This is a genomic window from Streptomyces sp. WELS2, assembly GCF_013870595.1.
Classification (GTDB): Bacteria; Actinomycetota; Actinomycetes; order Streptomycetales; family Streptomycetaceae; genus Streptomyces.
Genome location: NZ_JACBWZ010000028.1, coordinates 1 through 22,288, shown reverse-complemented (window position 1 = coordinate 22,288; position 22,288 = coordinate 1). Strand labels below are relative to the sequence as shown.

14 protein-coding genes and 3 pseudogenes are annotated in these 22,288 nt (G+C 67.9%); 7 read left to right on the top strand and 10 right to left on the bottom strand.

Translation table 11 applies throughout. From position 1 onward, the window contains the following. Together mobF and H5J33_RS03525 are read right to left on the bottom strand one after the other, a co-directional pair. Positions 1–558, bottom strand: a pseudogene (gene mobF / locus H5J33_RS03530) (MobF family relaxase); the annotation flags it as partial. A 244-nt stretch (positions 559–802) separates the two neighbouring features. Continuing rightward, complete coding sequence (locus tag H5J33_RS03525) at positions 803–973, bottom strand: DUF5670 family protein (RefSeq protein WP_059247750.1); 171 nt, start codon at positions 971–973, stop codon at positions 803–805. Between the two features lie 237 nt (positions 974–1,210). Between H5J33_RS03525 and H5J33_RS03520 the strand changes: the two genes are divergently transcribed. Further along, positions 1,211–2,019 (top strand): IS5 family transposase gene (locus H5J33_RS03520; RefSeq protein WP_309485304.1). Its coding sequence is split into 2 segments (ribosomal slippage): positions 1,211–1,528 and positions 1,531–2,019, totalling 807 coding nucleotides; the frame shifts between segments, so codons are not numbered across the junction. Positions 2,020–2,392: 373 nt separating this feature from the next. Here the strand turns inward: H5J33_RS03520 and H5J33_RS03515 are convergent. The 4 genes from H5J33_RS03515 to H5J33_RS03500 all read right to left on the bottom strand — a co-directional run bounded on the left by H5J33_RS03515 (position 2,393) and on the right by H5J33_RS03500 (position 10,733). Next, positions 2,393–2,821 carry a hypothetical protein gene (locus tag H5J33_RS03515; protein WP_181793307.1) on the bottom strand — a complete coding sequence of 143 codons (429 nt, stop codon included), beginning with the start codon at positions 2,819–2,821 and terminating at the stop codon, positions 2,393–2,395. A gap of 22 nt (positions 2,822–2,843) precedes the next feature. Next, entirely contained in the window at positions 2,844–8,345 is a 5,502-nt protein-coding gene (locus tag H5J33_RS38270; RefSeq protein ID WP_309485303.1) for an RHS repeat-associated core domain-containing protein, read from the bottom strand. Between the two features lie 354 nt (positions 8,346–8,699). Next, positions 8,700–10,124: a polysaccharide lyase 6 family protein gene (locus H5J33_RS03505; RefSeq protein ID WP_181793306.1), complete on the bottom strand. Its 1,425-nt coding sequence runs from the start codon at positions 10,122–10,124 to the stop codon at positions 8,700–8,702. Positions 10,125–10,334: 210 nt separating this feature from the next. Then, the gene (locus H5J33_RS03500; protein ID WP_309485302.1) at positions 10,335–10,733 is read right to left on the bottom strand and encodes a hypothetical protein; all 399 of its coding nucleotides are present in this window, start codon (positions 10,731–10,733) and stop codon (positions 10,335–10,337) included. A gap of 382 nt (positions 10,734–11,115) precedes the next feature. On the opposite strand from H5J33_RS03500, the gene H5J33_RS03495 reads away from it, so the two are divergent. Next, positions 11,116–11,352 (top strand): M60 family metallopeptidase, encoded by a 237-nt coding sequence (locus H5J33_RS03495; RefSeq protein ID WP_181793304.1) that lies wholly within the window; start codon positions 11,116–11,118, stop codon positions 11,350–11,352. 258 nt (positions 11,353–11,610) lie between these two features. Here H5J33_RS03495 and H5J33_RS03490 read toward each other — a convergent pair whose 3' ends face one another. Next, entirely contained in the window at positions 11,611–12,972 is a 1,362-nt protein-coding gene (locus H5J33_RS03490) for a cytochrome P450 (RefSeq protein WP_181793303.1), read from the bottom strand. An 85-nt stretch (positions 12,973–13,057) separates the two neighbouring features. Here H5J33_RS03490 and H5J33_RS03485 point away from each other — a divergent pair, with 85 nt between their 5' ends. Further along, the gene (locus tag H5J33_RS03485; RefSeq protein WP_181793302.1) at positions 13,058–13,408 is read left to right on the top strand and encodes a hypothetical protein; all 351 of its coding nucleotides are present in this window, start codon (positions 13,058–13,060) and stop codon (positions 13,406–13,408) included. 1,372 nt (positions 13,409–14,780) lie between these two features. Further along, positions 14,781–16,004, top strand: a pseudogene (locus H5J33_RS03480) (helicase associated domain-containing protein); the annotation flags it as partial. Positions 16,005–16,099: 95 nt separating this feature from the next. Here H5J33_RS03480 and H5J33_RS03475 read toward each other — a convergent pair. Continuing rightward, positions 16,100–16,285 carry a hypothetical protein gene (locus tag H5J33_RS03475; RefSeq protein ID WP_181793301.1) on the bottom strand — a complete coding sequence of 62 codons (186 nt, stop codon included), beginning with the start codon at positions 16,283–16,285 and terminating at the stop codon, positions 16,100–16,102. A 664-nt stretch (positions 16,286–16,949) separates the two neighbouring features. Between H5J33_RS03475 and H5J33_RS03470 the strand changes: the two genes are divergently transcribed. Together H5J33_RS03470 and H5J33_RS03465 are read left to right on the top strand one after the other, a co-directional pair. Next, a complete protein-coding gene (locus H5J33_RS03470) occupies positions 16,950–18,062 on the top strand; it encodes a patatin-like phospholipase family protein (RefSeq protein WP_181793300.1) in 1,113 nt (370 codons plus the stop codon). Further along, a complete protein-coding gene (locus tag H5J33_RS03465) occupies positions 17,998–20,367 on the top strand; it encodes a hypothetical protein (RefSeq protein WP_181793299.1) in 2,370 nt (789 codons plus the stop codon). Before H5J33_RS03470 ends, H5J33_RS03465 begins: the two co-directional genes overlap by 65 nt. Positions 20,368–20,393: 26 nt before the next feature. On the opposite strand, the pseudogene H5J33_RS38265 reads toward H5J33_RS03465, so the two are convergent. After that, a pseudogene (locus H5J33_RS38265) lies at positions 20,394–20,468 on the bottom strand (DUF523 domain-containing protein); the annotation flags it as partial. A 101-nt stretch (positions 20,469–20,569) separates the two neighbouring features. Between H5J33_RS38265 and H5J33_RS03460 the strand changes: the two are divergent. Further along, positions 20,570–21,223: a hypothetical protein gene (locus tag H5J33_RS03460; RefSeq protein ID WP_181793298.1), complete on the top strand. Its 654-nt coding sequence runs from the start codon at positions 20,570–20,572 to the stop codon at positions 21,221–21,223. A gap of 406 nt (positions 21,224–21,629) precedes the next feature. Here the strand turns inward: H5J33_RS03460 and H5J33_RS03455 are convergent, their stop codons facing one another. Continuing rightward, positions 21,630–21,965, bottom strand: a complete 336-nt coding sequence (locus H5J33_RS03455; protein ID WP_399552758.1) for a transposase — start codon at positions 21,963–21,965, stop codon at positions 21,630–21,632. Positions 21,966–22,288: the final 323 nt, after the last annotated feature.

Here is a 22,288-nt window from a genome sequence, read left to right as displayed (position 1 = left end):
CAAGCCGTGCCGCGCCCGCTCGGCGAGCCGGTAGACGGTGCAGGCGCCGAACGCCCGGATCGCCGAGGTGCGCCACCGCTTGCGCAGCTCGGTCAGCGACAGCAGTTCCGTACGTTTGGGCGGGCGGGTCTGGTCGGCTGCCTGGCATGCAAGTGCGTAGGAGGCCCGCTCCCCCGGCGCGTGCCCGTGCTTCTCCTCGTACTCGTCGGTCAGGACGGGCAGCGCGTCCTCGATCTGCTGGCGGCGGGTCGACTGCCAGCCGATCAGCCGCCGGTCGATCCCGGCGATGTCCATGACGGGCCGGAGGCCCGGCGTCACTTCGCGCGGCTCCCACGCCCACCCGAGCCTGGCTGTCACCTCCTCCATGAAGTACAGGGTGTAGAGGCAGTCGGCGGCGACGATGTGGGTCATCAGCGAGTCCGCGGACAGGTTGCCCCACTTCCCGTCGTGGGGCCGCCGGGCGCGGATCGACACGATCGCGTGCGCGTGGAGCAGCGGCCTCGATTCCGTGGCTCTGGACTCGTAGTGCCTGAGGACCGCGACGATCAGCCCATCCTCAGCTCAGCGCGGCTCAGGTCGACAGGCGGATGCGCACCGGCCCCGCAGACAGGAGGAGCAGGGTTCCACTGCTGAGTCTGCGGGGCCGGTGCATGATTTATGTACCCTGCGGTGCGTCCGACAAGCCCCATCCCTCCCAACGGCTGCAAGGAAGCTTGTCTTTAACGCCAGTGGGCCCGGCCGTGTCGGCCGGGCCCACTCATTGCTCGCGCGCGGCGTGCTCTTCACACCGGGTGCTTTTCGTCTACCAGCGGTACCAGCGGCCCTTGCGGCCGCCACTGTCCGCGGAGCGGACGACAAAGCCGAGCAGCCACACGACGAGCACGATCACCGCGATCCACCACAGTGCCTTCAGGGCGAAGCCTGCACCGAAGAGGATCAGAGCCAGCAGAAGAACCAGAAGCAGGGGAACCATCGTTATCAACCTCCTGGCCACCGAATGCCCTTACTTCACCCCTACAAGCACACAAAATGAGAGTTACTTCCAAGAAATTAGGGGCATATACGCGTCTCCCGCCATCGACGGTTCCCTCTTTCACGCACCTCACGCACCTCAGTCGCGCATCACTCATCGCTATGAGCTCGTAACACGATCTTGTGAATGTGTGCTGGTGGAGCGTGACTGGTACGACGATTCCACCGTTCGTGAGGTGTGGGGAGTCGGCCGTGGATCGTGGAGGATGAACTGTGGGCATTGATCGAGCCGTTGCTGCCGCCCTGGCCGCAGAAGGCGCCCGGCCCGAAGCCGGTCGATGACCGGCGGTGCCTGCAGGGCATCCTGTACGTGCTCTACAACGACATCAGCTGGCAACTGCTGCCGCCGGAGCTGAGCTTCGGATCGGGGCAGACCTGCTGGCGTCGGCTGGGCCGGTGGCACGAGGCCGGCGTCTTCGACCAACTGCACCGCATCCTGCTCGCCGAACTCCATGCGGCCGACGCCCTGGACTGGACCCGGGCATGCGTGGATGCCTCCCACATCCGCGCAAAAAAGGGGGCGCGGCAACCGGCCCGTCGCCGGTCGACCGCGGGAAGACGGGCAGTAAACACCACCTGATCTGCGACGGGAAGGGCACCCCGTTCAAGGTCATCACCACCGCGGCCAACGTCAACGACGTCACCCAGACCCTGGCCTTGGTCGACGGCATCCCGCCCGTCGCCGGGAAACCGGGCCGTCCGCGCAGGCGCCCCGACGCGCTACTGGGCGACAAGGGCTACGACAGCAACCCCAACCGGCGTGAGCTGCGCCGGCGCCGCATTTTGCCGGTGATCTCCCGCAAGGGTGCCCCGAACATCAAGGGCCTGGGCAAGCTCCGCTACGTCGTTGAGCAGACCTTCTCGCTCCTGCACCACTTCAAGCGCCTGGCCGTTCGCTGGGAAAGACGCCTCGACCTGCACGACGCCTTCGTCTCCCTGGCCTGCGGCCTCATCTGCTGGAGACGTCTCAAGAAGGCCCGCTCATGATCGTGTTACGAGCTCAAAGCCGTGCCACCACGCACCAGCCAACCGGCCAACGCCGACAAGAAAACGACATCCTCCGGCGCTTCCTGGGCGGATAGACAGGGTGCGCGACCCGGCCGGCCGAAGAGGCGGCCAGCCGAGTCGTTTACTCCGCGTGTCCTAACGCCATTCTCGCCACCGGAGTCAGTTCCGATCCCGATGCCGATGCCTGCTGCAGTCGAAAGAATGGCCTCGTTGGCCCACAGGTGTACCCACTGCTCAAGCCACCTTGAGCACAGCGAAAACCACAGACACACCGCATATTGTCCGGAGTGCCAACGAAGAGGGTTGCCAGTCGGTGGCCCACCTGCATGCTGAACTACTGCGGCGGCAATCCCTATCTTGTATCTCTTGTTTCCACTCCAATCAGATGGAGCGGCTCCAGCCAGGGGATCAGCCTAGCCGCATACCATCCAATATCACAGAATACACTGCCTTCTAGAAGCTTGGGATTTACAGCGATGACACAGGAGACAGATTCCCTATCCGGATGAAATAGGAAGTCAGCCCCGCTCGACGAGTCAGGGAAGTAGAGCGTTATACCAACAGTGCAATCAGACACCCGCTCATGCCCCATTGCCGAGAGGATACCTTCGACTTCAGAAGGGGCCCCCTTATTCCACTCGAACATCCCGTCGTCGTCGATAAGATACGAGATTTCACCATTACACGACGCCCGCATTCCAGATTCCAAAAGAAGCTGGACGAAGGCGGAAACGTTGACCGCTCGCGCAAAAGTAAGATCGATATCGACAGTCCTGCTCATCGCGAGCCACTTCCTACTCTCGTCACCTGGAAATCACTTCCCAGGGTATCCCCTTCTTGCCAAGCCACTTCTCTACGGGTGCCGGTATGGGATTCTCGGAAATTAGCTTGTATTCTACACCCCTCTCCGATGCTATACCTGCCTTCTGCCCTTCGGTCGAATAGAATTTCGCCAGCCTCTTCGGATCTTTCAATGTACTTTCGAAAAAGTTCCCTGATTTTGCTTCATACCAGGTCCCCTTTCCGCTGACAGGGTCGACGTATGCGCCGTCGAATTGCCGACCTTTTTCGGAGAAGCCTCCACCACCTCCCAGCTTTTCCTGGAGGAAGACTTCATATTCGTCACCGTACACCTGGGCTGCTCTTCCACCACTTTCACCGTCAGCTTCACGGAAGGCTTGGCCTAGTTTGTCTGAGCCTGAGTCGATCATCTTCTTGCCGAAGACGATGGCTCCGGCGCCGCCGGCGATCGAGGGGACTCCTACTTCGCACAGCACTGCGGTGCCGCACTCGACTACGCCCGAGGCGCCAAGGACGACTCCGCCGCCTGTGCTGAACCCTCCGAGGATGGTTTGCCCGAGCCCCGACCAGAAGTCGCCGTTGTTCACGAGGCTGGATATGTAGTTGCCGAGGTTCGAGCTCGAGTCACCGGGCCCCGGGTCTGATGCACCACGACAATAGGCCAGGAGGCCGGTTCCCGTACATACCATGCCCAAACCGCTACCACTTGCCGTATGACCGTTGCTTTTGGTGTGCGAGGTTCCGGTCTTGTTGTATTTGACTGGGCCGCAGCTACCGCGGTGGCAGCTGCCTGAATCGGGTTGGCCGGGCTTGACCGGACCGCCGGGGTTGACGGGACCGTCTGTGATGATTTCGCCTGGCTTGTCGTCGTCGAATACCACGCGGCCCTTGGGTACACCTACGCCGCAGGCATCGGCCATGCACATGCCGGACGGGTCGGACATGGTGACGGGGGTGTTGTTGGCGTAGGCGTAGCCGTTGAGTGACTGGTGCTGGTCGAGGACCAGCATGGGGTCGACGCTGATGAACTGGCCGGTGGTGGGGTCGTATTCGCGGGCGCCGATGTGGGTGAGGTTGGTGGTGTCGTCGGCGGGTTTGCCGAGGAAGGCTTTGTCGTCGGGCCAGGTGGTGGGTTTGGTGCCGCGGGGGGCGCCGAAGGGGGTGCTGTAGCGCTTGGTGAGTGCGTAGGTGCCGGCTTCCAGGGCGCTGCTGGAGGTGCCGTGGTGGTCGGCGGCCAGGAAGCTGAGCTTGGTGCCGGTGACGCCGGTGGTGGCGGTGCGGACGGCGATGGTCTGGCCGTTGGCCGTGTAGTAGCGGGTCGCCGAGGTGGTCTTCGTGGTGCCCTTGGTGGTGACGTGGAGTTCCGTGCCGGCGCCCAGGTAGAGAATGGTCTCGCCGTCGCCCTTGGCGCGGCGGATCAGCAACTCGCCGTTCGCGTCGTAGAGGTAGCCGGTTTCCTTGGTTCCCTCGGTGAGTTTGGTGAGGTCGCCTTCGATGTTCCAGGTCAGTGTCTGCTGGGCCGTGGGGCCGGGGCGGGAGGTGGTGTTGCCGGCGGCGTCGTAGGTGTAGGTGGCGGTGCGGGTGCCGGTGGTCTTGTCGAGGGTGTGGGGCTTGGTGTCGGCGGTGTCGTTGTACGTGTAGGTGGTGGTCTTGTCGCCGGTGGTGGTGTGCTGGGTCTCGGTCTTGCGCTGGCCGGCGTCGGTGTAGGTGTACGACGTCCAGTAGGGGGCGGCGCCGTCGAGGTTGGCCACTGTGCGGCCGGATGCCGCGCAGTCGGCGGTCTTGGGGGTCCAGGCTTCGGTCAGGCGGCGGTTGCCGTCGTAGGTGAAGCACTGGTTGTCGGGCTTGGCCGTGCCGCCCAGGGTGGTGGCGTCGGTGATCGAGGTGACGTTGCCGGCGTCGTCCTGGGTGAACTTCAGCTCCTGCGGCATGTAGCCGTGCACGTCGTCGGTGACGTAGGAGCGGGTGAGGCGGCGGGTGCCTTCCTCGTAGTCCCAGTTGAGGTAGGCCTTCTTCGCCGAGGACGTTCCGTCCATGCCCAGGGTGAGCTGGCGCAGGTCGCCCTGCGGGGAGAAGGCGGCGCCGTGCAGGTAGCCGGTGGTGCCCTTGGCGGTGACCTGCTGTCCGAGGGCGTTGAAGGTGTAAGAGACGCCTTCGGAGGGCAGGCCGCCGACAGCCGGGGCGGAGTACTGGCTGATCGAGCCGCCAAGGTTGTAGCCCGTGGTGAACGACAGCGTGTTCTTGACGTAGCCGCCGGAGACCAGGGGCTCGCTGTCGGGCAGGAGCAGCTGGTGGGCGGTGACGTGGTACATCGCGTCGTAGGCGGTGACCTTGTCGGTGTAGGCCTTGCCGCTCACGCCGCCGTCGTAGCGGGTGGCGGTGTCCTGCTGGCCCTTGGCAAGCTGGTCGAAGCTCCAGGCGGCGAGTTTATTGGCGTCGGTCTTGTCCTTCTGCCACATGCCGGTCTTGCGGCCGAGCTGGTCGTACTCGTAGAGGAGTTTCCTGGACGCGTCGTCGTTGGGGGTGGTGCTGACAACCTGGTCCAGGTCGTTGTACTCCGTCGCCGCCTTGCCCTTGTCGGGGTCGGTGGCCGTGACCTGGCGGCCGAAGAGGTCATAGGTGTAGGACCACTTGCTCTGGTCGGGGCCGGTGACCGTCTTCTGCTGTCCGGCGGGGGTGTAGGTGTAGTCGGTCGTGGTGAAGTTGGTGCCGGTCGGTGTGGGGCCGGCGTACTCGCGGCGCTGGGTGGTCTGGCCGAGGGCGTTGGTGGTCACGGCGGTGGCCTGGCCGCCCGTCGGGGCGGTGGTGGCGACGGTGTCACCGGTGTAGGTGGTGTCGGTGGTCCAGCGGGTGACGCCGTGGATCTTCGTCTCCGCCTTCTTCGGCCGGGCTGCCCCGTCGTAGGTGGTGTCCGTCTGGAGGGGTGCCTGGCCTCCGGAGACCTCCACGGCAGTGGAGCCGGGCAGGGCGGTGCTGTCCCAGATGTCGGACTGCTGGCTGACCGCGAGACCACGCGCGTCGTACTCGGTCAGGGAGACGAGCCGGCCGCCCTGCGGAGTGGGGGCCTGGATCTGGCGGGTGCGCAGCAGGGAGTCGTAGAACTCGTAGACGGTGTTGTATCCGGAGCCGTCGTGCTTGATGGTGCCGGTGGACACCCACGGCATGTCCGTGCTGGTGACGTGGTAGTTGTAGACGTAGTTAGGGGTCTTGCTCAGGACTGTGAGCCGGTTGGGGAGCCAGAGTTTGGTGATGCGGCCGAGGCTGTCGTATTCGCTCTCGGTGACCTTACCGTTCGGGTCGGTGACCTTCAGCGCTGCGCCGGTCGCGAAGTCCAGGTTCTGGGTCGTCTTGTAGGTTTTGGCGTCCTCGACCGTTGTAGAGGTCAGCGGGCCGGAGTCGGCCGGGTCGTAGGTGGTCGAGGCGACCAGCAGGTCGTTGGTGTCGGTGACGGTCTTGACGCGCCCGAGGTCGTCGTACGTCGTCCGGGAGAGTTTCTGCCAGGCGGGGGCGTCGTCACTGGCGTAGCCCTTGGCGCGTCCGGTCCAGGTCACCTCGCCCTTGAGCGGCTTTTGGGACGGTGACCAGGCGGTGGCGGTGGGGTCGTCGTAGATGATGGCGGTGTCGGCGATGATGTCGCCGGGCCGGGTGGAGTCGGCGGGCAGGTCGAGGGCCGTGTCGGCGGTGGCGCAGGTGGCGGCGACGGTGCGGCTGCGGGAGACGAGGGAGTTGATGCCCTTGTCGTCGTTGCGGGCGTACCAGGTGCGGGTGCACTTCTCGTCGCCGGTGACCGCGTCGTCGCCCTGGTCCTCGACGGTGGTGGCCATGCCGTAGTCGTCGTAGGCGGTTTTGACGGTGGTGACGCGGTCGTAGGGGGTGAGTTTGCTGGTGATGCGGGTGCGGGTGTGGGTGGCGGCGGTGCGTACGTAGTACGCCTCGGTGTCGGCGTAGGACTTGTGCTGGGTCGCCGTCCGCTTGGACCAGGGGTCGTTGACGGTGCCGCCGACTTCCTCGGTGCCGTCGTAGGTGACCGCTTCGCGGGTGAAGCCCGCGTACTGCTCGGCGTCGGTGATCTGGCCGGCCTTGATACCGGTGACGGTGACGGTCTTGCGCTTGTCCGGGTCCGGGGTCTTGCCGTCGGAGCCGAGGACGCGGTCGCCGTTCATGCCGCGCAGGTAGACGCTGGTCTGTTTGCTCTGGGTGTGCCCGGAGAGGCCGGTGAGGTGGGTGACCTGCTGGTAGCCGCGCCAGATGGACCAGGTGCGCTCCTTGGCGGGCGTCATCGGGTCCTCGTCGTAGTGCCAGGCGCCGCCGCCGGTGTACTGGTAGCTGTGCTGTACGGCTTCGGAGCCGCCGTGGGGGTCGGTGGTGGACACGGAGCCGACCGGGTACTTCTGGAACCAGTCGAGCCGGGGGTCCTTCTCCCCGTTGGGCGACCAGTACACCGGGTAGCAGCGCCGGGTGTTCTCGTCCAGCTTGGGCTTGGTGCCGGCCGCGGTGCAGTCGGCGTCCAGGTAGGTGACGATGGTCTGGGCGCCGGTCTCGGAGGTGACGGCCTTCAGGCGGGGCTTGCTCAGGGGCAGGATGTCGTCCGCCGTGCCGTCGACCCGGTTGGGCAGCATCACGTGGTCGAACTTGACCGGGTCGAGGGAGAGGTCGGTGCCGCGCTTGCCGGTGTGCCTGATCTCGTCGAGCCAGAGCGACTGGTCGGTGGAGTCACCGGTGTCGCCGGGGTCGAGGTAGAGGTGCTTGAGCGCCCAGACGTCCACCGGCTCGTAGCCGGGGGTGGCCGCCTTGGCGTTCCAGGCGTAGGTGGTGATCGTCGTCAGCCGCTTGCGGGTGAAGAAGGACGGGCCGACATTGCCGGTGCACTTGTCGCCGTCCTTGCACAGGGCGTCGAAGGGGACGTCCGGCCAGTTGTCGCGGGTGTCCTTCGTCAGTGAGTCGCAGCCGGTGCCCGTGGCCAGGCACCGCTCGGCGTAGTCGAAGACGATTTTGTCGGAGGCAGCCGGGGAAGCGGAGAACAGCTTGCCGGCGCGCTGGCCGTAGCGGATCTCCTTGAGGTAGCCGCCGCGGATGTAGTCGGTGCCGGTGGTGTCGTCGCCGAGTTTGTCGTAGTTGTTGTGCTCGGCGGTGTACCAGTAGGACGAGGCGTTGCCGTGGGTGTCCTCGATGTAGTCGAGGTTCCAGCGCCAGGCCTGGTTCTTGGCACGCCCGGCGAAGGAGTCGCCGGCGCTGTAGCCGGGCTCGCCCTGGTCGTCGCCGAAGACCGGTACCGTCCATACGGAGTTGGTGCGGTCGTCGGTGCCGGCGCCGTCGAGTTTGTTCAGGCCGAAAACGTACTTGGTTCCGTTGCCGGTGACGACCGTCCAGTACTCGCCTGCTCCGTCGACGCCCGTGGTGCCCTCGTCGCCGTTGTCGGCGCCGGTGGAGTGGGTGACGGTGGAGGCGTCGTCGTCGACGGACTGGTCGAACGCCGCGGCTAGGACATCGACGTCGGCCTGCACCGCCTCACCGACACCCTCGCCCCGCCACGCCCACCTCGCTCCCGAGGCCCTGGCCGACACCCTGCTCACCGACCTCGGCGTCGCCGACGGCGGCCTCGATGACATCGCGCTGATCATCGTCCGCCTGTAGATCACCGAGGCGCGTGCACGGCGATCTGTGCCGCCCAGTCGGCGTTGCTCGCGTCACAGGGATCGCCTCGGCGGTGCCCGGGCCACCACCCGAGGTGAGCCCGGGCCGGGGCGCCCGGCTGGTGGGTCACCGGGCGCAGGACGCCGGGGCGGCGGGTCCAGGAGGGTGGTCCCGGGTCGCGCCGACGGGCCCACGCCGGAGCGGGGGCCCGTCGGCGGGGTCGTTCACGATGCGTTCGGGCCCACGTCGGACACGGTCAGGGGACGGCGCAGTGGGGCCTGGACCGAGTACTCGTCGGCGCCGACGTCACGGGCGCTGCCGCGCGGGTGGCCGTCGATGTCGTCGACCAGGGTCAGGGTGGCGAGCGTAGCCGTGTCGATCGCGGGGCTGCCCGCCGACAGCCGGGACACCCCGTCGGGCTCCTGGCGCAGGAGGGGGTCGATGCGGCGGTATCCCTTGGAGGGGATGTTGCCGTTGGCCGCCGCGCCCCACAGGATGTTGCCCTGCCAGAGGAAGCCGCTGGTCTCGCCCATGGCGACCAGGCTGCCGGTGCTGCCGACCAGGAGGTTGTCGGCGACGACCGCGTCCTGCGGCGCGTAGGTCCGCTCCTCGCCCGAGATCGGCCTGGCGTTGCCGATGAAGGTGTTGTGCGCGATGACCGCCCGGTCGCACGCGTCGTTGCCGCGCCGCTCCTCGGTTGTCTCGCCCGAGTGGTGGTCGCGTGTGGTGCCGCTGCCGATCACGAGGGCGCGGCCCGACAGGCCGGCGAAGTAGTTGTTGACCACCGTGTGGTCGTTGCCGTAGAGGCGTACGCCGTCGGTGCCGTCGAGCAGGTAGTTGGCCTCCACCGTGGACTGGTTGCCGTGCCGCAGCACGATGCCGCCCCGGCTGTTGCGCAATGTGTTGTACCGGATTGTGTTGCCGGACGACTTCACGGAAACGGCCTCGGGGTCGCCGTTGCACCGCTCGAACAGGTTGTACTCCACGACGGCGTTGGCACTGGACAGTGCGCGGCTGCTGACCCCGAGCCGGACGGGTTCGCCGCCGTTGTCCCCGGCGTAGGCGTGGTCCGAGAAGTAGTTCTTGAGGATGTGCGGCTTCTGGGCCATGGCGGTGGAGCCCGGGCCGTCGACGACGAGGAAGATGCCCTCGGTCGTCTTGTCGTGGAAGTGGTTGCGGTCGATCTTGGTACTGTCGCCCCGCACGACGACCCAGTCGAGTCCGCTGACGTCGGCGAAGCGGAAGTCGTTGCGGGTCAGCCGGATGCCCGGGCAGTTCGCCGGGATCTCCAGGGTGGTGCTCTGCCGGAAGGCGAACCCGCTGATGGTGATGTTGCTCGAGTTGCCGAGGACGAAGCTCTTCGCGCCCTGGAGCACCGCTCCCCCACGGGACTGCGCGACGATGGTGATCGGCGCGTCGGCGGTGCCTGCTTTGCCCGAGATGGTGATGGGCGTGTTGGAGGGGACGGTGTAGGTGCCGTCGGCCAGGACGATCCGGTCTCCGGGCTTCGCCTCGTTGATCCTGGTCTGGAGGTCGGCCAGGGAACCGACGGTCACCGTGGCCGCCGACGCGCCGGCCGGCAGGGCCGGGACGGAGGCGAGCGCGGCGGCGCCCAGCACGGTGCCAGTGAGGAACGTACGTCGTTGCATAAGGTCTCCTGTGAAGCCGGGGCGTGTCGGGCCGGGCCGCCGGGCAGGCGAGTGCAATCGGCCGCAAGGTGCGGGGGTGGGTGTGGCCGGCAGGGGCCGCCGGGTCCGGTCGTCCGCGTGGCGACGCCTCGATGACGTCGTCACCCGCCCCGGCCGGCAAGGTGGCGCCTCGCCGGCCGCCCCCGGCCGGACGTAGGGACCCGCGACCGGCTACTTCGGGTCCGGGTTGCGGGCCCAGTCGGTCCAGTAGCCGTCCACGTTGCGCAGGCGGTACCACCCGAAGCCGTCGGGCATGACGACGTGGACGGCGAACTCCCAGGGCCGCTCGCCCGTGATCACCACAGCGCTCACCGCCACCGCGCCCATCGGCTCCCACTCGCTCCAGTCGCCGTCGGAATCGGTCCAGCGCGTCCACACCGCCCGCTCGGTGCCCACCACGAAGACCTGCTCAGTCCCATCCGGCAGCTTCTTGGCGGTGATACCGAACTCACACACGTAGGCACGGCCGCCGGTCTCGCAGCCGTTCACGGCCTGCGCGACGGGTGGTACGGCCACAACGAGGCCCGCCACGGCGGCGACCGCGACAATAGCGGCCCTGATCTTGTTCACGGCTGTCTCCTCGACAGAAGCGGGGGGCACGTTCGGCCCTGCCTCCCGACGCCATACAGCCAACCCGTCACGACCGGAGGCGACCAGGAAGTTACACCGGCAGAAATCGTGCCCCGACCACTCCTGCCGGAGGCTGCGATCCGGGCGAGGACCAAGAGGCGCTCCTCGCGCTGTACGAAGAGATCATCGGAGCGCAGGAGGCCATCAGCGGCTTGGACGGACAGTCCGGCGGGCGCGACGCACCCAGTCCGCTGCGCCCCATGGTCGTCACCAGCCGGCGCGCGGCCAATCCCGACTCCACCACCGTCCGCGCCGCCATGCCCCTGGAAGGCGACGGCGGCGGGATCTACCGCGTGGACCGGATGAAGACCAACTGGGACCTGTGGCCGAACTCGGCCACCACCGCCATCGCCCCAGCCACTGGAGCTGGCCCGCCCAGGTCGAGGGCACCGTCAACATCTACAGCCTCGCCGCCTGCCGACTCTTCCCCGACCGCACCGCCGAACACGGCACCCCTGCCGAGTGGCGCAAGGCCCAGCAGCACCTGGCCGCCGGCGGCGCCTTCGACGCAGCCGACCACTTCGTCCGCCTGGCCATGTTCGACGGCGATGCTCGGTGAGGAGCGGTCCGCCGGGGGCCACGACAGTGTTCTGGAACGGGGCGCTCTCGTTGACGGCGATGGTGCCGGTGCCGGCCGCCGGGCAGATGAACTCGCCGACCACCGCGAGGTTTTCGCCCGCAGCCGGGGTCTCGCTGTCGAGGATCGAACCCGGAAGGAGTGCTCGGCGACGGACTCCGGGTGTTTGTTGCGGTGAACCACCAGCCGTTCCTGGCGACGCGCTTGAGCACGCCGGGGCTCGTCCCGCATTCCAGCAGGTCAGTGTGGGCTGCGTTCGGTCAGGCGCAGGGTGAGGCCGTGCGGTTCCAGGTGGAGTCGCGGTCGCGGGCGTACCGGGTGGGGGCCGGGTTCGAGGCGCCAGGACCGGGTGATCCAGGCGAGAGAGAAGGTCAGGTCCATGAAGGCGAGTTCGTAGCCGATGCATTTGGACGCCCCTGCTCCGAACGGCAGCCACCCCGGGGCCCGGTGCGGGTCGCGTCCCTGCCACCGGTGGGGGTCGAAGTTCTCCGGTGCGGGGAACAGGCCGGGGTGGTGGTGCAGCACATAAGGGCTCAGCAGCACTTGAGCGCCGGCCGGGATACGCCGGGAGCCGACGACGACGTCCTTGACGGTCACGCGGGGGAAGATCCAGCTGGGCGCTCGCCGTCGCAGGACCTCGGCAACGACTCCCCGGATGAGGGGCAGCTGAGCCATCACCTCGTCGGCCGGGTGTCCCTCGTCGAGCAGAGCGACGGCCTGCGCCTCCTTGGCCACCTCGTTGTCCAGTGCGGCGTCCTGGGAGAGCTGGTGCAGGGCCCAGGCGTGGCCGACGGCTGTCGCGGTCACGCCGCCGAGGAGCACGGTCATGGCCGTGTCGCGCACTTCACGGTCGCTGAGCCGGTCGCTGTCGAGCGAGGTGGTGAACATCGACATCAGGTCGCCGTGATCTTGGTGGTCCTTGCGATAGGCGGCGATCTCCTCGTCCAGGAAGCGCAGCAGCCTGGCTTCGCTTGTGCGGTAGCGGCGGTTGTGCGCAGTGGGCAGGCGGTTGAGGCCGGGGACGATCATCCTCAGAATCGTCTGGTGGTTGACGAAATCGGTGACCGCCTGCCGCAGTCCCGCGATCTCGCGGTCGAACTCCCGGCGGCAGAACATCGTCGCGAGGGTGGAGCGGGTGGCCAGCGACCGCATCTCGGGCAGCACGTCCAGCGTCTGCCCGGGGCACCAGGCCGCGGTGAAGGCGTGCACCGGCTTCTGGATGGCGCGGGCGTAGCCGGTCATCCGGTCGGACCGGAAGGCGGGCTGTGCGAGCAGCCGGAGCCGTTTGTGCTGGGACAAAGGGCAGGTGGCCATGCCGTTGCCGACGATGGACCGCATGTTCTCGTAGAACGTGCCCCCCTTGTCGAAGGCGTGGTCGGCATTCCTGAGTACCTGCTGCGCCGCCTCCGGGGAGCACACCACATAGGTCGGCGTACGGCCGAAGCGCAGCTCCACCACATCGCCGATGTGCGGCAGTGCCGCCAGCAGACCCAGCGGATCGGCGAGCAAGGGCTTGAGATGCCCCAGCAGTGGGCTGTGCCCCGGCGCCACGGGCGGCTCGTCGCCCCGTTCCGGCAGCTCTCTTCCCTGGGTGATTGTCATGGCCCGAGGCGTATCAGGCCCGGCCACACCTGGGAACGCCCGGATCACCAAACCGCCCACACGAGTGACCCTCTTGGGGGCTCCGGTGAGAGGAGGTGCCCAAGCGCACACGGGGCCACCCACCAAGGGCGCGGACGCGGTCTCGTACCCGCGCCGGGCCCGTGGCACGCCCTGGCGGGACAAGCTCACCGCGGAGCAGCGTGCCGCCCCCGCCGCGCTGGGCATGACATGGGCGGGTACGGTGCCGGCCGTCGAGGCCGCCTCCGAGCCGCCCGCCCCGCAGCCCGCGCCACCGGCGGCCCCGGCGAAGCGGCGGGTGCGAAAGCATCACAAGGAGTGTGACAAGGAGCTGTATGAGGGCGGTACCTGCACCTGCGACATGATCGAGGGGTTCGGGCCGCTCTCCGAGCGGGAGAGCTACTGGAACAACCTCTGACCGCTCCCCCACAGCGTGAGACCCCCGGGCCCTGCCGGCAGGGCCCGGGGGTCTCACGCTGTCGGCACGGCCGTACAACCGCGTGGGCCGCCGGCCCAGCGCCTGGAGGACAGCACCGGGGCGCTGGCGGTCGGCTCGGGGGCCTTGGCCGGCCGAATACGGCGGAGCGGCTTAAGGTGCTGCTTCGGCGTCGCCGTGTGAGCAGCAAATACCCGATCACTTTGCAACCCGTCATCAGTTGGGTGGGTGCCAGCCCCGGCCAGAGCAGGAACGGCAGTCCTGCGCATATTCGTTCTCAACAACCTCCCCACTGCCTCCGCAGCGCACGCAACTCACCCACCCAGCACTGCGGTACCGCTGCACTTCTTCCGATCTGCGCTTCGCGCTCACCAAGGTTCCCACCACAGAAACCACAATGAGCACAACGCCGACAGAATGAGTAGAACTACCACTTGAAGCACTCTCGGGCGATTGGGAAATCAAATTTCCCGTGAAAACCAGCAAGAGTCCTAAAAGGAACAAAACTCCCATTTATTCCCCATCGGATGGGTTCGCATCCTTGCCCGTAGAGCCTGCGCCACCCGGCGGCATTTCCGCGTTTTATCCCTTTCAGGATGGTTGCGCGGAATACCTCTGTCTTGGGCCTTCGCTTCTACACGGATTCCTTCATCGCTGGAGCGGTTCACGCGTCTCAATCGTGGCCCGGTGCACGGACTGAGACAAGGGCCATGACCACGACCGGAACGGTCGTCCTTCACCCGCACCGCGACCGGCGATGCGGACCGGGCGCGGCTGGCCGCCGTGGGCAGCGAGGCCGCCTCCTTCGCGGGCTGGCTCGCGTGAGATCAAGGGAGAGCACGGGTCGGCCCGCTCCTGGTACGGCGGGGCCGTCAAGCCGCACGCACTGCCCAAAACCCGCTGCTGACCGCGTACCAGATAGGCACGCTCGCCCAGTTCGAGGCACGCGCTGGCAACGGCGTGGAAGCGCTGAACCTCGCCCGCCGCGCCCGTCGGGTGCTCAGCGAGCAGCGCCCAGCCGTCGCCGACGCATGGCTGTCCAGCGTCGAATCCCTCGGGTACGCGACAGCCGGAGACCGGCGCAGCGCCGACCAGGCCGACCGCCTCCCGCACGGCGGCGCAGGCTCTGACGGCCGACCAGGAGCCGCCGCCGTGGCCGTGGGTTTTCTCCTTCTCCCCGGACAAGGTGGCCGCCCGCCGTGTCACCTGCGGCGCACGCCTCGGGCTGCCGGGGTGGGTGCTGGATGAGGACGTGGAGGCCCTGACTACCGGCCACGCGAAACAACGCGCCCTGCTGGTGCTCGGCATCGCGGCCGGACATCTCGCCGGCGGGCGGGTGGAAGCGGCGTTCGCCCTCACCTTCCGCGCCCTCAACAGCGGCAAGCGCAAGGTCCACGTCCGGCGGGATGAGGACGGGCGGATCGTCGGGGCCGACGGCACGGGTTACGGCCAGAACCAGAAGCAGGATGACACCGACGCCGCTGCCGAGTCGACCTTGGTGCATTTCTCCTCTCCCCGGGACGCCGCGACCATCGCCGCCTTCCTGCGGACCCGGGTCTACCGGCCGGAGTCGCTGGTTGGCTGGAGGGCTACGAGGCGCTGCTGCGCTGGCGCAGGGAGAACGGGATCACCGGCCTGCACGCCGTCCCCTACGACACCGAGACCGAGGCCGGCGTCACCAAGGACTTCCCCCTCGGGCGATGGGTGCACCAGCAGCGCAAGACGCTGCGCGCCGGCGAACTCGACCCCCACCGCAAGGAGCTGCTCGACTTGCCGGAGGCCGGGATGGTCTGGGAGCCGGGCAAGGAGGCGTGGGAGAACAAGCTCGCCGCGCTCCGGTCCTACCGGCGTGCCACCGGGCACCTCGCCCCCCGCCAGGACGCGGTATGGACCGATCCCGCCGACGGGACCGAGGTGCCCATCGGGCAGTACATGGCCAACCTCCGGCGCAAGGGCGGCCTCGGGAAGGACCCGAAGCGGGCGGAGCAGCGCGCGAAGCAGCTGACCGCGATCGACCCGGACTGGAACTGCCCCTGGCCCCTCAACTGGCAACGCCACTACCCCATCCTCGCCGACCTGGTCGACGCCGACGGCCACCTGCCCTGCATCGCGCCCGGCGTCACCTTCGAGGGCGACGACATCGGAACCGCGCGGTGGCGGCAACAGGAACCAGGCACCTGGGCCCAGCTCATGCCCGAACAGCGCAAGCGGCTGTCCGCGCTGGGCATCAAGGGCCCTGAGGCCCCGCCCCCCGCCCCGGAAGCCGCCCACCCGGGTAAGGGACCCGAGCAATGCCCAGCAGGCGTTCCAGCGGGGCCTTACGGCCCTGGCGCAGTGGGTGGAACGGGAAGGCCCCAACCGGCCGGTGCCGCGCGGCCACATCGAGGAGATCGTGATCGACGGCGAGACGGTGTCCGTGAAGCTGGGCGTATGGGTCTCCAACCTCAAGCAGCGGCTGGACAAGCTCACCGCAGTAGAGTGTGACAAGGAGCTGTACGAGGGCGGGAACTGCACCTGCTGGTCCATCGAACGGTTCGGGCCGCCCTCCGAGCGGGAGAGCTACTGGGACAACCTCTGACCGCTCCCCCACCGCCGTACGAGACCCAGGGTCCTGCCGGCAGGACCCTGGGTCTCGTACGTCACCGCGCGGCACTGCGGTGGCGGGGCGGGCCACTACCAGCGGCGCGGTACGGTGACCCGGGCCTCCGCCAGGACGGTGCCGGTCGCCGGGTCGCGGTGGACCGGGACGTACAGGCCCCAGGCGGCGTCACCAACCGTGAGCCAGCCGCCGACCCACGGGGCGTCGACGGTCTCCAGCTCGCGCCCGGCGAGCGGGCCACCCGCGAAGCGAACGATCACAGCAGTACCTCCGGTCCGGCGGGAGTTTCCCGCCTCACCCTTGGTGGGGCTCAGCGCCTGGAGGACAGCACCGGGGTGCCGGCGACTTCCGTCCCAGCCCGGCCCTCGGGCCGTCGGCGAGCGCGGCGGCCCCGGCCAACGCGCAACCGGCGTTCACCTCGCTGGTCAAGGCCGCGGCATGATGCCAACGTTCACCGGGATCGGACAAGCACACGGCCGGGGTCGGACGGGAGGGGTTCCCGTCCGACCCCGGCCGTTTTCGACTCTCGCCGTTACTGATCCCCGCCACGCCCCGTGGCGGGTTACAGTAGGATGCCGAGCCAGGTTCGACGTGGTAGGCAGTGAAGATGGAACCCGGCCTCGTAACCGAGGAGCGACCGCGTGGTTTTCTCGCCGGCTTTCAGCAGGGAACCGCTCTTCCACCGATGCACATGCGGACGGAAGCGGATATGCGCCGGACCGAAGCCGATGTCATGTGAGCCAGGGCGGGATTGCCTTCCCAGGAAATACCGCTGAACGGAGAAGATTCGGTACACGAACCCGATCCCGCAGAGTGAGGTGATCTCAGCGACACCCAGGGCTTCCCGGAGATACCTCGCGTCTGGCAGGGTGTTAGCCGGCGTGTGGTGACGGGAGATCAGGGGCCTGATCCTGCGGGGGTGCCATGCAGGCCGGCGATGGAAAGAACGGGCTTGAATACTGGGATGCGGCGCATCCTGTATTAGCGATCTTGCGTGCCCGACGGGACTCGGGGAGCTTACCGGGGCAGCGCGACGACGGAGCGACCGTAGCCCTTGCCGTAGAGGGCGGCGGCATGCGGGGGGTAATCTCCGCGGCGATGCTGTCCCAGCTTGAGGACTATGGCTTCAAGAACGCGTTCGACGTGGTGTACGGCTGCTCCGCCGGCGGCATCAACGGGGCCTACTTTCTCGCCGGGGAGACCTGGTACCCACTGTCGATCTACTACGACGACCTTACGACCAAGCAGTTCGTGGACTTCTCCCGGGCGCTCCGCCGGCGCCCGATCCTGGACCTTGGGTACTCCTTCGACCGCATCATGGAACGGGTCAAGCCCCTCGACTACGAGGCGGTTCTGGGGTCGGCTATACCGCTGGCCGTCCCGGTCACCGATGTCGATGCCCTGCGGACCGTCGTGCTGCGGGACTTCGCCTCCCGCCAGGGCCTGAAGGCCGCGCTGCGCGCCTCTGCCTGGCTGCCCATCGCCCTGCCCGGTACGGCCCCAACGCCCGACGGGCGGCGTGCGGTCGACGGCGGAGTACTCACCGCCCTGCCGTTCCGGCTTGCGGTCGACGACGGCTGCACGCACATCCTGTCCCTCAGTACGCGCCCGATGCGGTCGGCGGACAGCGGGCTCTCCCTGCTGCACCGCTTCACCTATCTGCATCTCGAGCGGATGCGCCCCGGTCTCGGCAGCGGCTACCTGGCGGCGATCCGTCAGAAGCACCGCGACCAGGACTGGCTGCGCCGGATGCGTACGTTCCCCGCAACTGGTGCCTCGTACGTCCTCGATTTGGCCCCGCTGCCCTGGATGCCCGAGCTCAAGCGACACGAGCTGGACCAGCGCCGGCTCCTCGACAGCGCGCGGCTGGCGTACGGAATCGCCTTCTGCGCCACCGAGGGCAGGCCGGCCGAGCTGATCCGCCGGGGAAGCATCCGTGCCATGCCGAGACTGATGGTGGTGGACACCGCGAATGGAGAACCGAGGCGCAACGCCGGACCTGCTGCTCGCGGCACTGGGCGAACTGAGGGGGTATAGCGACCGGCACCTGTCGGAGCTACGGGAGCTGCTGGAGCTGACCGCCGACGGCGGGCCGGAGAGCACACGTCAGCGGACCCGCCGCCTCACGTCGTGGCGGCTTTTGTTGCAGGGCATACCGCCAGACGAACGGACCTTCGACAGCCGGTTCGGACTCGCCGGCCGGCAGGCCACGATCTCCCGCCTGACCGACTGGTGCCTGGGATACCGCGCGCAGAGCGAACGGCGCCGGGCGAGCCTGGCCGCGCTGTTCGGGTTCGTCAGCCTTTACCTGCTGACCCTGCTCGGTCTCGCTGAATCCGAGGCACAGCGCTCGCTCCCGCAGTCCCCGCCCAACCCCGGCTCCAATGGCCGGGCACTGACCCATGACTGTGGCGGCGTCTGCGGCGTACTCGTCGCGGAGGACGCCGTCGCGGAAGTCATCGCTGAGATCTACCACCCGCAGCCGCGGGCCGCCCGGCGTCGCGCGGACGCGGCAGTGGATCCCGCCGAGCGCGAATGGCGGGCGATGCGGGGCGACTTGCGGTTCCACCGGCACGGCAGCACCTCGATGATCCTGCGAGGCAGCACCGCGAGCACCGTGCACGGCACCCGCCCGGAGTTCGCCCTCAAGCTGATCCTGTACCCGTTCACCAGCATCAGGACCCTCACCCACGCCACGCGCGACTACGCCGAGACGTACGGAACCGCCGCCACCGGTTCCCGGCATCTGGTACGCGTCTGGGCCAGCTTCGACAGCTGGATCCTGATGGACTTCATCGCGGGCAGGACGCTCGCGGAACTCGTCCGCGAGGAGTGGGAGCCGGAAGCCGCCGGCGCGGGCGTACCCTCCCTCCGGCTCGAACGGCTCAGGGAGAAGGGCGTGCTGCTCTTCGAGGCGCTGGAGGACCTGCAACGCCTCGCGCAGGACGCCCCCGTACACGGCCGGATCAAGGGCGTACACGCCGACCTTTCGCCGTCCAACATCATCGTGTCCGACGCCGACGGCGCCTTCAAACTCATCGACCTCGGACGCAACTACCTCTACACCCACACCATCACAGGAACTTCGGGCGCCGAGTCCTCCTACATCGCCCCGGAGGTCAAGGCCGGCGACAGTGAGATCGCCCGGGCCGACCTCTACTCGCTCGGCCAGTTGCTGATCCTCTTCGGCACCGGACGGACGGGCACCGACGGTGTGGTCCCGGACATCTTCTATATGCGTGCCGTGCAGCTGACGCGCTTCATCGAGGATCTGATCGACGCCGATCCGGCGCGTCGATTGCTCCTCTTCGGCACTGGTACGGAACAGACCTTCTCCTTCGGTGAGTTGAAGAACGAATTTCTGGCGGAACTGGCGACGGTGCAGGCTGCCGAGCGGGGCGAGTCCGACCTGCGGGTCGAGACCGGCTGGCGGGCACTGCGCGAACTGCTGCGCCCGCTGGCCGGGGATCCGGGCCGGGAGTGGCGGCTGTGGCGGATGCACCGGCAGCAGAGCGGCCGCCCAGAGGGATACCGCAGACCTTTCACCAACTGGCTGCTCGCTTGGTCGCTGGTGTCGGCGCTGATCTGGGCTGTAACGAACTCCACCGTCATCACCTGGCTGCTGCGGGACTTCGACCTCGACTGGGGCAACAAGTTGGTGGAGCTGGTGCAGCACCTCGACGGCGGTTCCAAGGGCTTCCCGATCGTCGACTCGTGGCGGCACAGCGACTACCGGCTGCCGGACTGGCGGGCCAACCTGCCGGCCCGGATGGTCGGGCTCTCCTATGCCATCGCGGCGCCGAAGTACTACCAGACTCTGTTCTCCGGCCTCACGCCGCTCGCCATAGGGCGGCGGGCCGGAGCGCTGAGCCGGCTGGCTCTGGCGACTGAGGTGATCATCCGGATCATGGCCGTCGTGCCCTGCCTACTCGTACTGGCGATCACCTTGGTCGAACCCCGCTGGTGGCCACTCAACTCCGCGATCGGGCAATGCCTGACCTGGCTCGCGAACTTTCTGAGCCTGGCCTACGTCCGCGCGGTCATCGCGCGTTCCAGGCGGCTCGGTCTCAGTACGCTCCCCAGCGACGACGGCAAGATCACTGGGCTCTCCGCGCTCACCCAGTGGGTACCGACCTCGCTCTTCTACGCCACGGCCGTGCTGACCATCGGCGCCTGCCTCTATGCGCAGATTCTTCATGACGTCTACGTGTACGCGCTCGCCGTCACCTCGACCAACATCTTCCTCTTCTACGTCATCAAGTGCGGCATCGGCGGCCCGACGGTCCGGGTGGCGATGGTCCGTGCCTGCCTGACCGCAGAACGTGTGGCCCGATGCAGGTAGGGGAGCCGACTGACCCGGGAATCGCTTCACACCCCCGGTGCCGGCCGCACGGTGATCCCGTTCCGCTCAAGTAGCGCCGCCGTCACGCCGTCTTCTGGCACCGCCGCCCGCCGCGCCAGGAGTCGCGGCGGTCCCGGCCGAGGAGCAGACCCGGCGGCGCCTGCTCATCGAGGACGAGTACATGCCCAGTCGGACAACCAGCGTGCACTTCACCGTACGGATCGAGGGCACCTGGCATCCTCTGGGCGACACGTCAGCAGGACACCATGCTCCGGCCGCACTAGCTCGGCATCATTTGCGCGAGCACACCGCCCGGATCCTTCGCCACCACTCCGTGCTGGGGCTGCTCGCGGCGCGGGATGCCGTAAACGCGACGATCGCACACCCGATGTCTCCCGAGCCGTGGCCCGAGACACGGGGCACCGCACACCTGACGGTCGCCGACGCGGACCGGAACCTGGCCGAAGAGCACCTCAGACGCGCACAGCAGGGCGCTCTCGAACGAGAGGAGACCCACCGCCGGATCGCCTTCCTCCAGGCCATCCTGTCCGATCCGGACCAGCGCGTTGCGTGGTGGATCGACCAGTACCCCGAGCGCCTCGGCGAACTTGCTCAGCTGTCCACAGCCGTGAAGGATCCCAGACCGCCACGGGACTCCACCCGCGACGGCTTGCACGCGGAAGCGGCTTGGTTTGCCGAGCAGTTGCTTGCCGATCTCCACACCCCACACCAGCGTGAAATCTTCCTGCGCGCCCTTACCCAGACACTGCGCACGCTCGGCAGCACCGACCTCCAGAACATGGCCAGCCGCTGGCTGTCCACCCTCGATACTCAACCCGGAGCCGATACGGCATGACCGTACGCACCAGACGCCGGATCCTGGCCCCGCTGCGCCAGTGGCGCGCCCACCACCTCATACGGCAGCACGGCCCGTCCCTCGACTACCCGACCGCCTGGGCACTCATCACTTTGGGAACCAGCCCCCGCGAGTTCGCGTACGTACAGCAGGCCACGCACGAGGCCGGCTCCACCGCCGACGCGGGCCTTCACCACGGCGGTTGGGAGGCGCTCACTCCGGAGGAACGTACTCGGAGGAAACAGTGGCTCGCACGGCGTGGGAAAACGCCGATACAACGACTCGGTACAACCCCTGACCACCTCAAGAGGGCCGGGCTTCGCGTTGTGGACTGGTCTCTACCGGAAGGCCACGCCTGACCTCGCGACGCGCGCAGCGAACTACTGACCTTGAATGCGTGATGTCGTCATGGTGGCTGGCGTCGGAGTCCGGTGCCGGTGAGGCAGCCGTCGAGGACGTCGTGGCGGTACTGGAGTTGGCGTAGGCCGCGCCGGACGGCGGTGATCAGGTCGTCGGGGTCGGCGAAGGCGCGGTTGGCTGTGGTGGTGCGCCACAGGACGGACCGGATGCCTTCGACCGGATTGAGGTCGGGTGCGCAGGGCGGCAGTTGGAAGACGGTGAGCCGGTCGCGGTCAGCGATGTAGCGGCGCATGCCGGCCGTCAGGTGGGTGCTCGGATGATCACCATCGGCGACTCGGCGACGCGCGCCCCGGCACGGCCCGTCCCGGAAGCCGGCTGACACTCACATGCCTCCCCACCCTCACCGGCACGCCTGTCGTGTGTGTCGCAGTTTCGTCTGCTGGCTGGCGTCGGTGGGGTGGCGCTCACGAGTCGAGGAGCCCTGCGAAGCCGCAGGCCGAGCGCCTGAGGGGAGCGAGCCAGGCGGACACGACCATCACCGTCCGTAGCCTGATCCACCGGGCCTGGACGACCCACCGCTGGGACAACCGCCCGAACCGCCGTCCATGAGCACACGCTTATCTGCGCGAGCTCTCAGCGGCCCAGGAGTTCGAGCGCGGCCTTGACGGAACCGAGCAGGGGTTCACCCACCGCGCCGACGGTGGC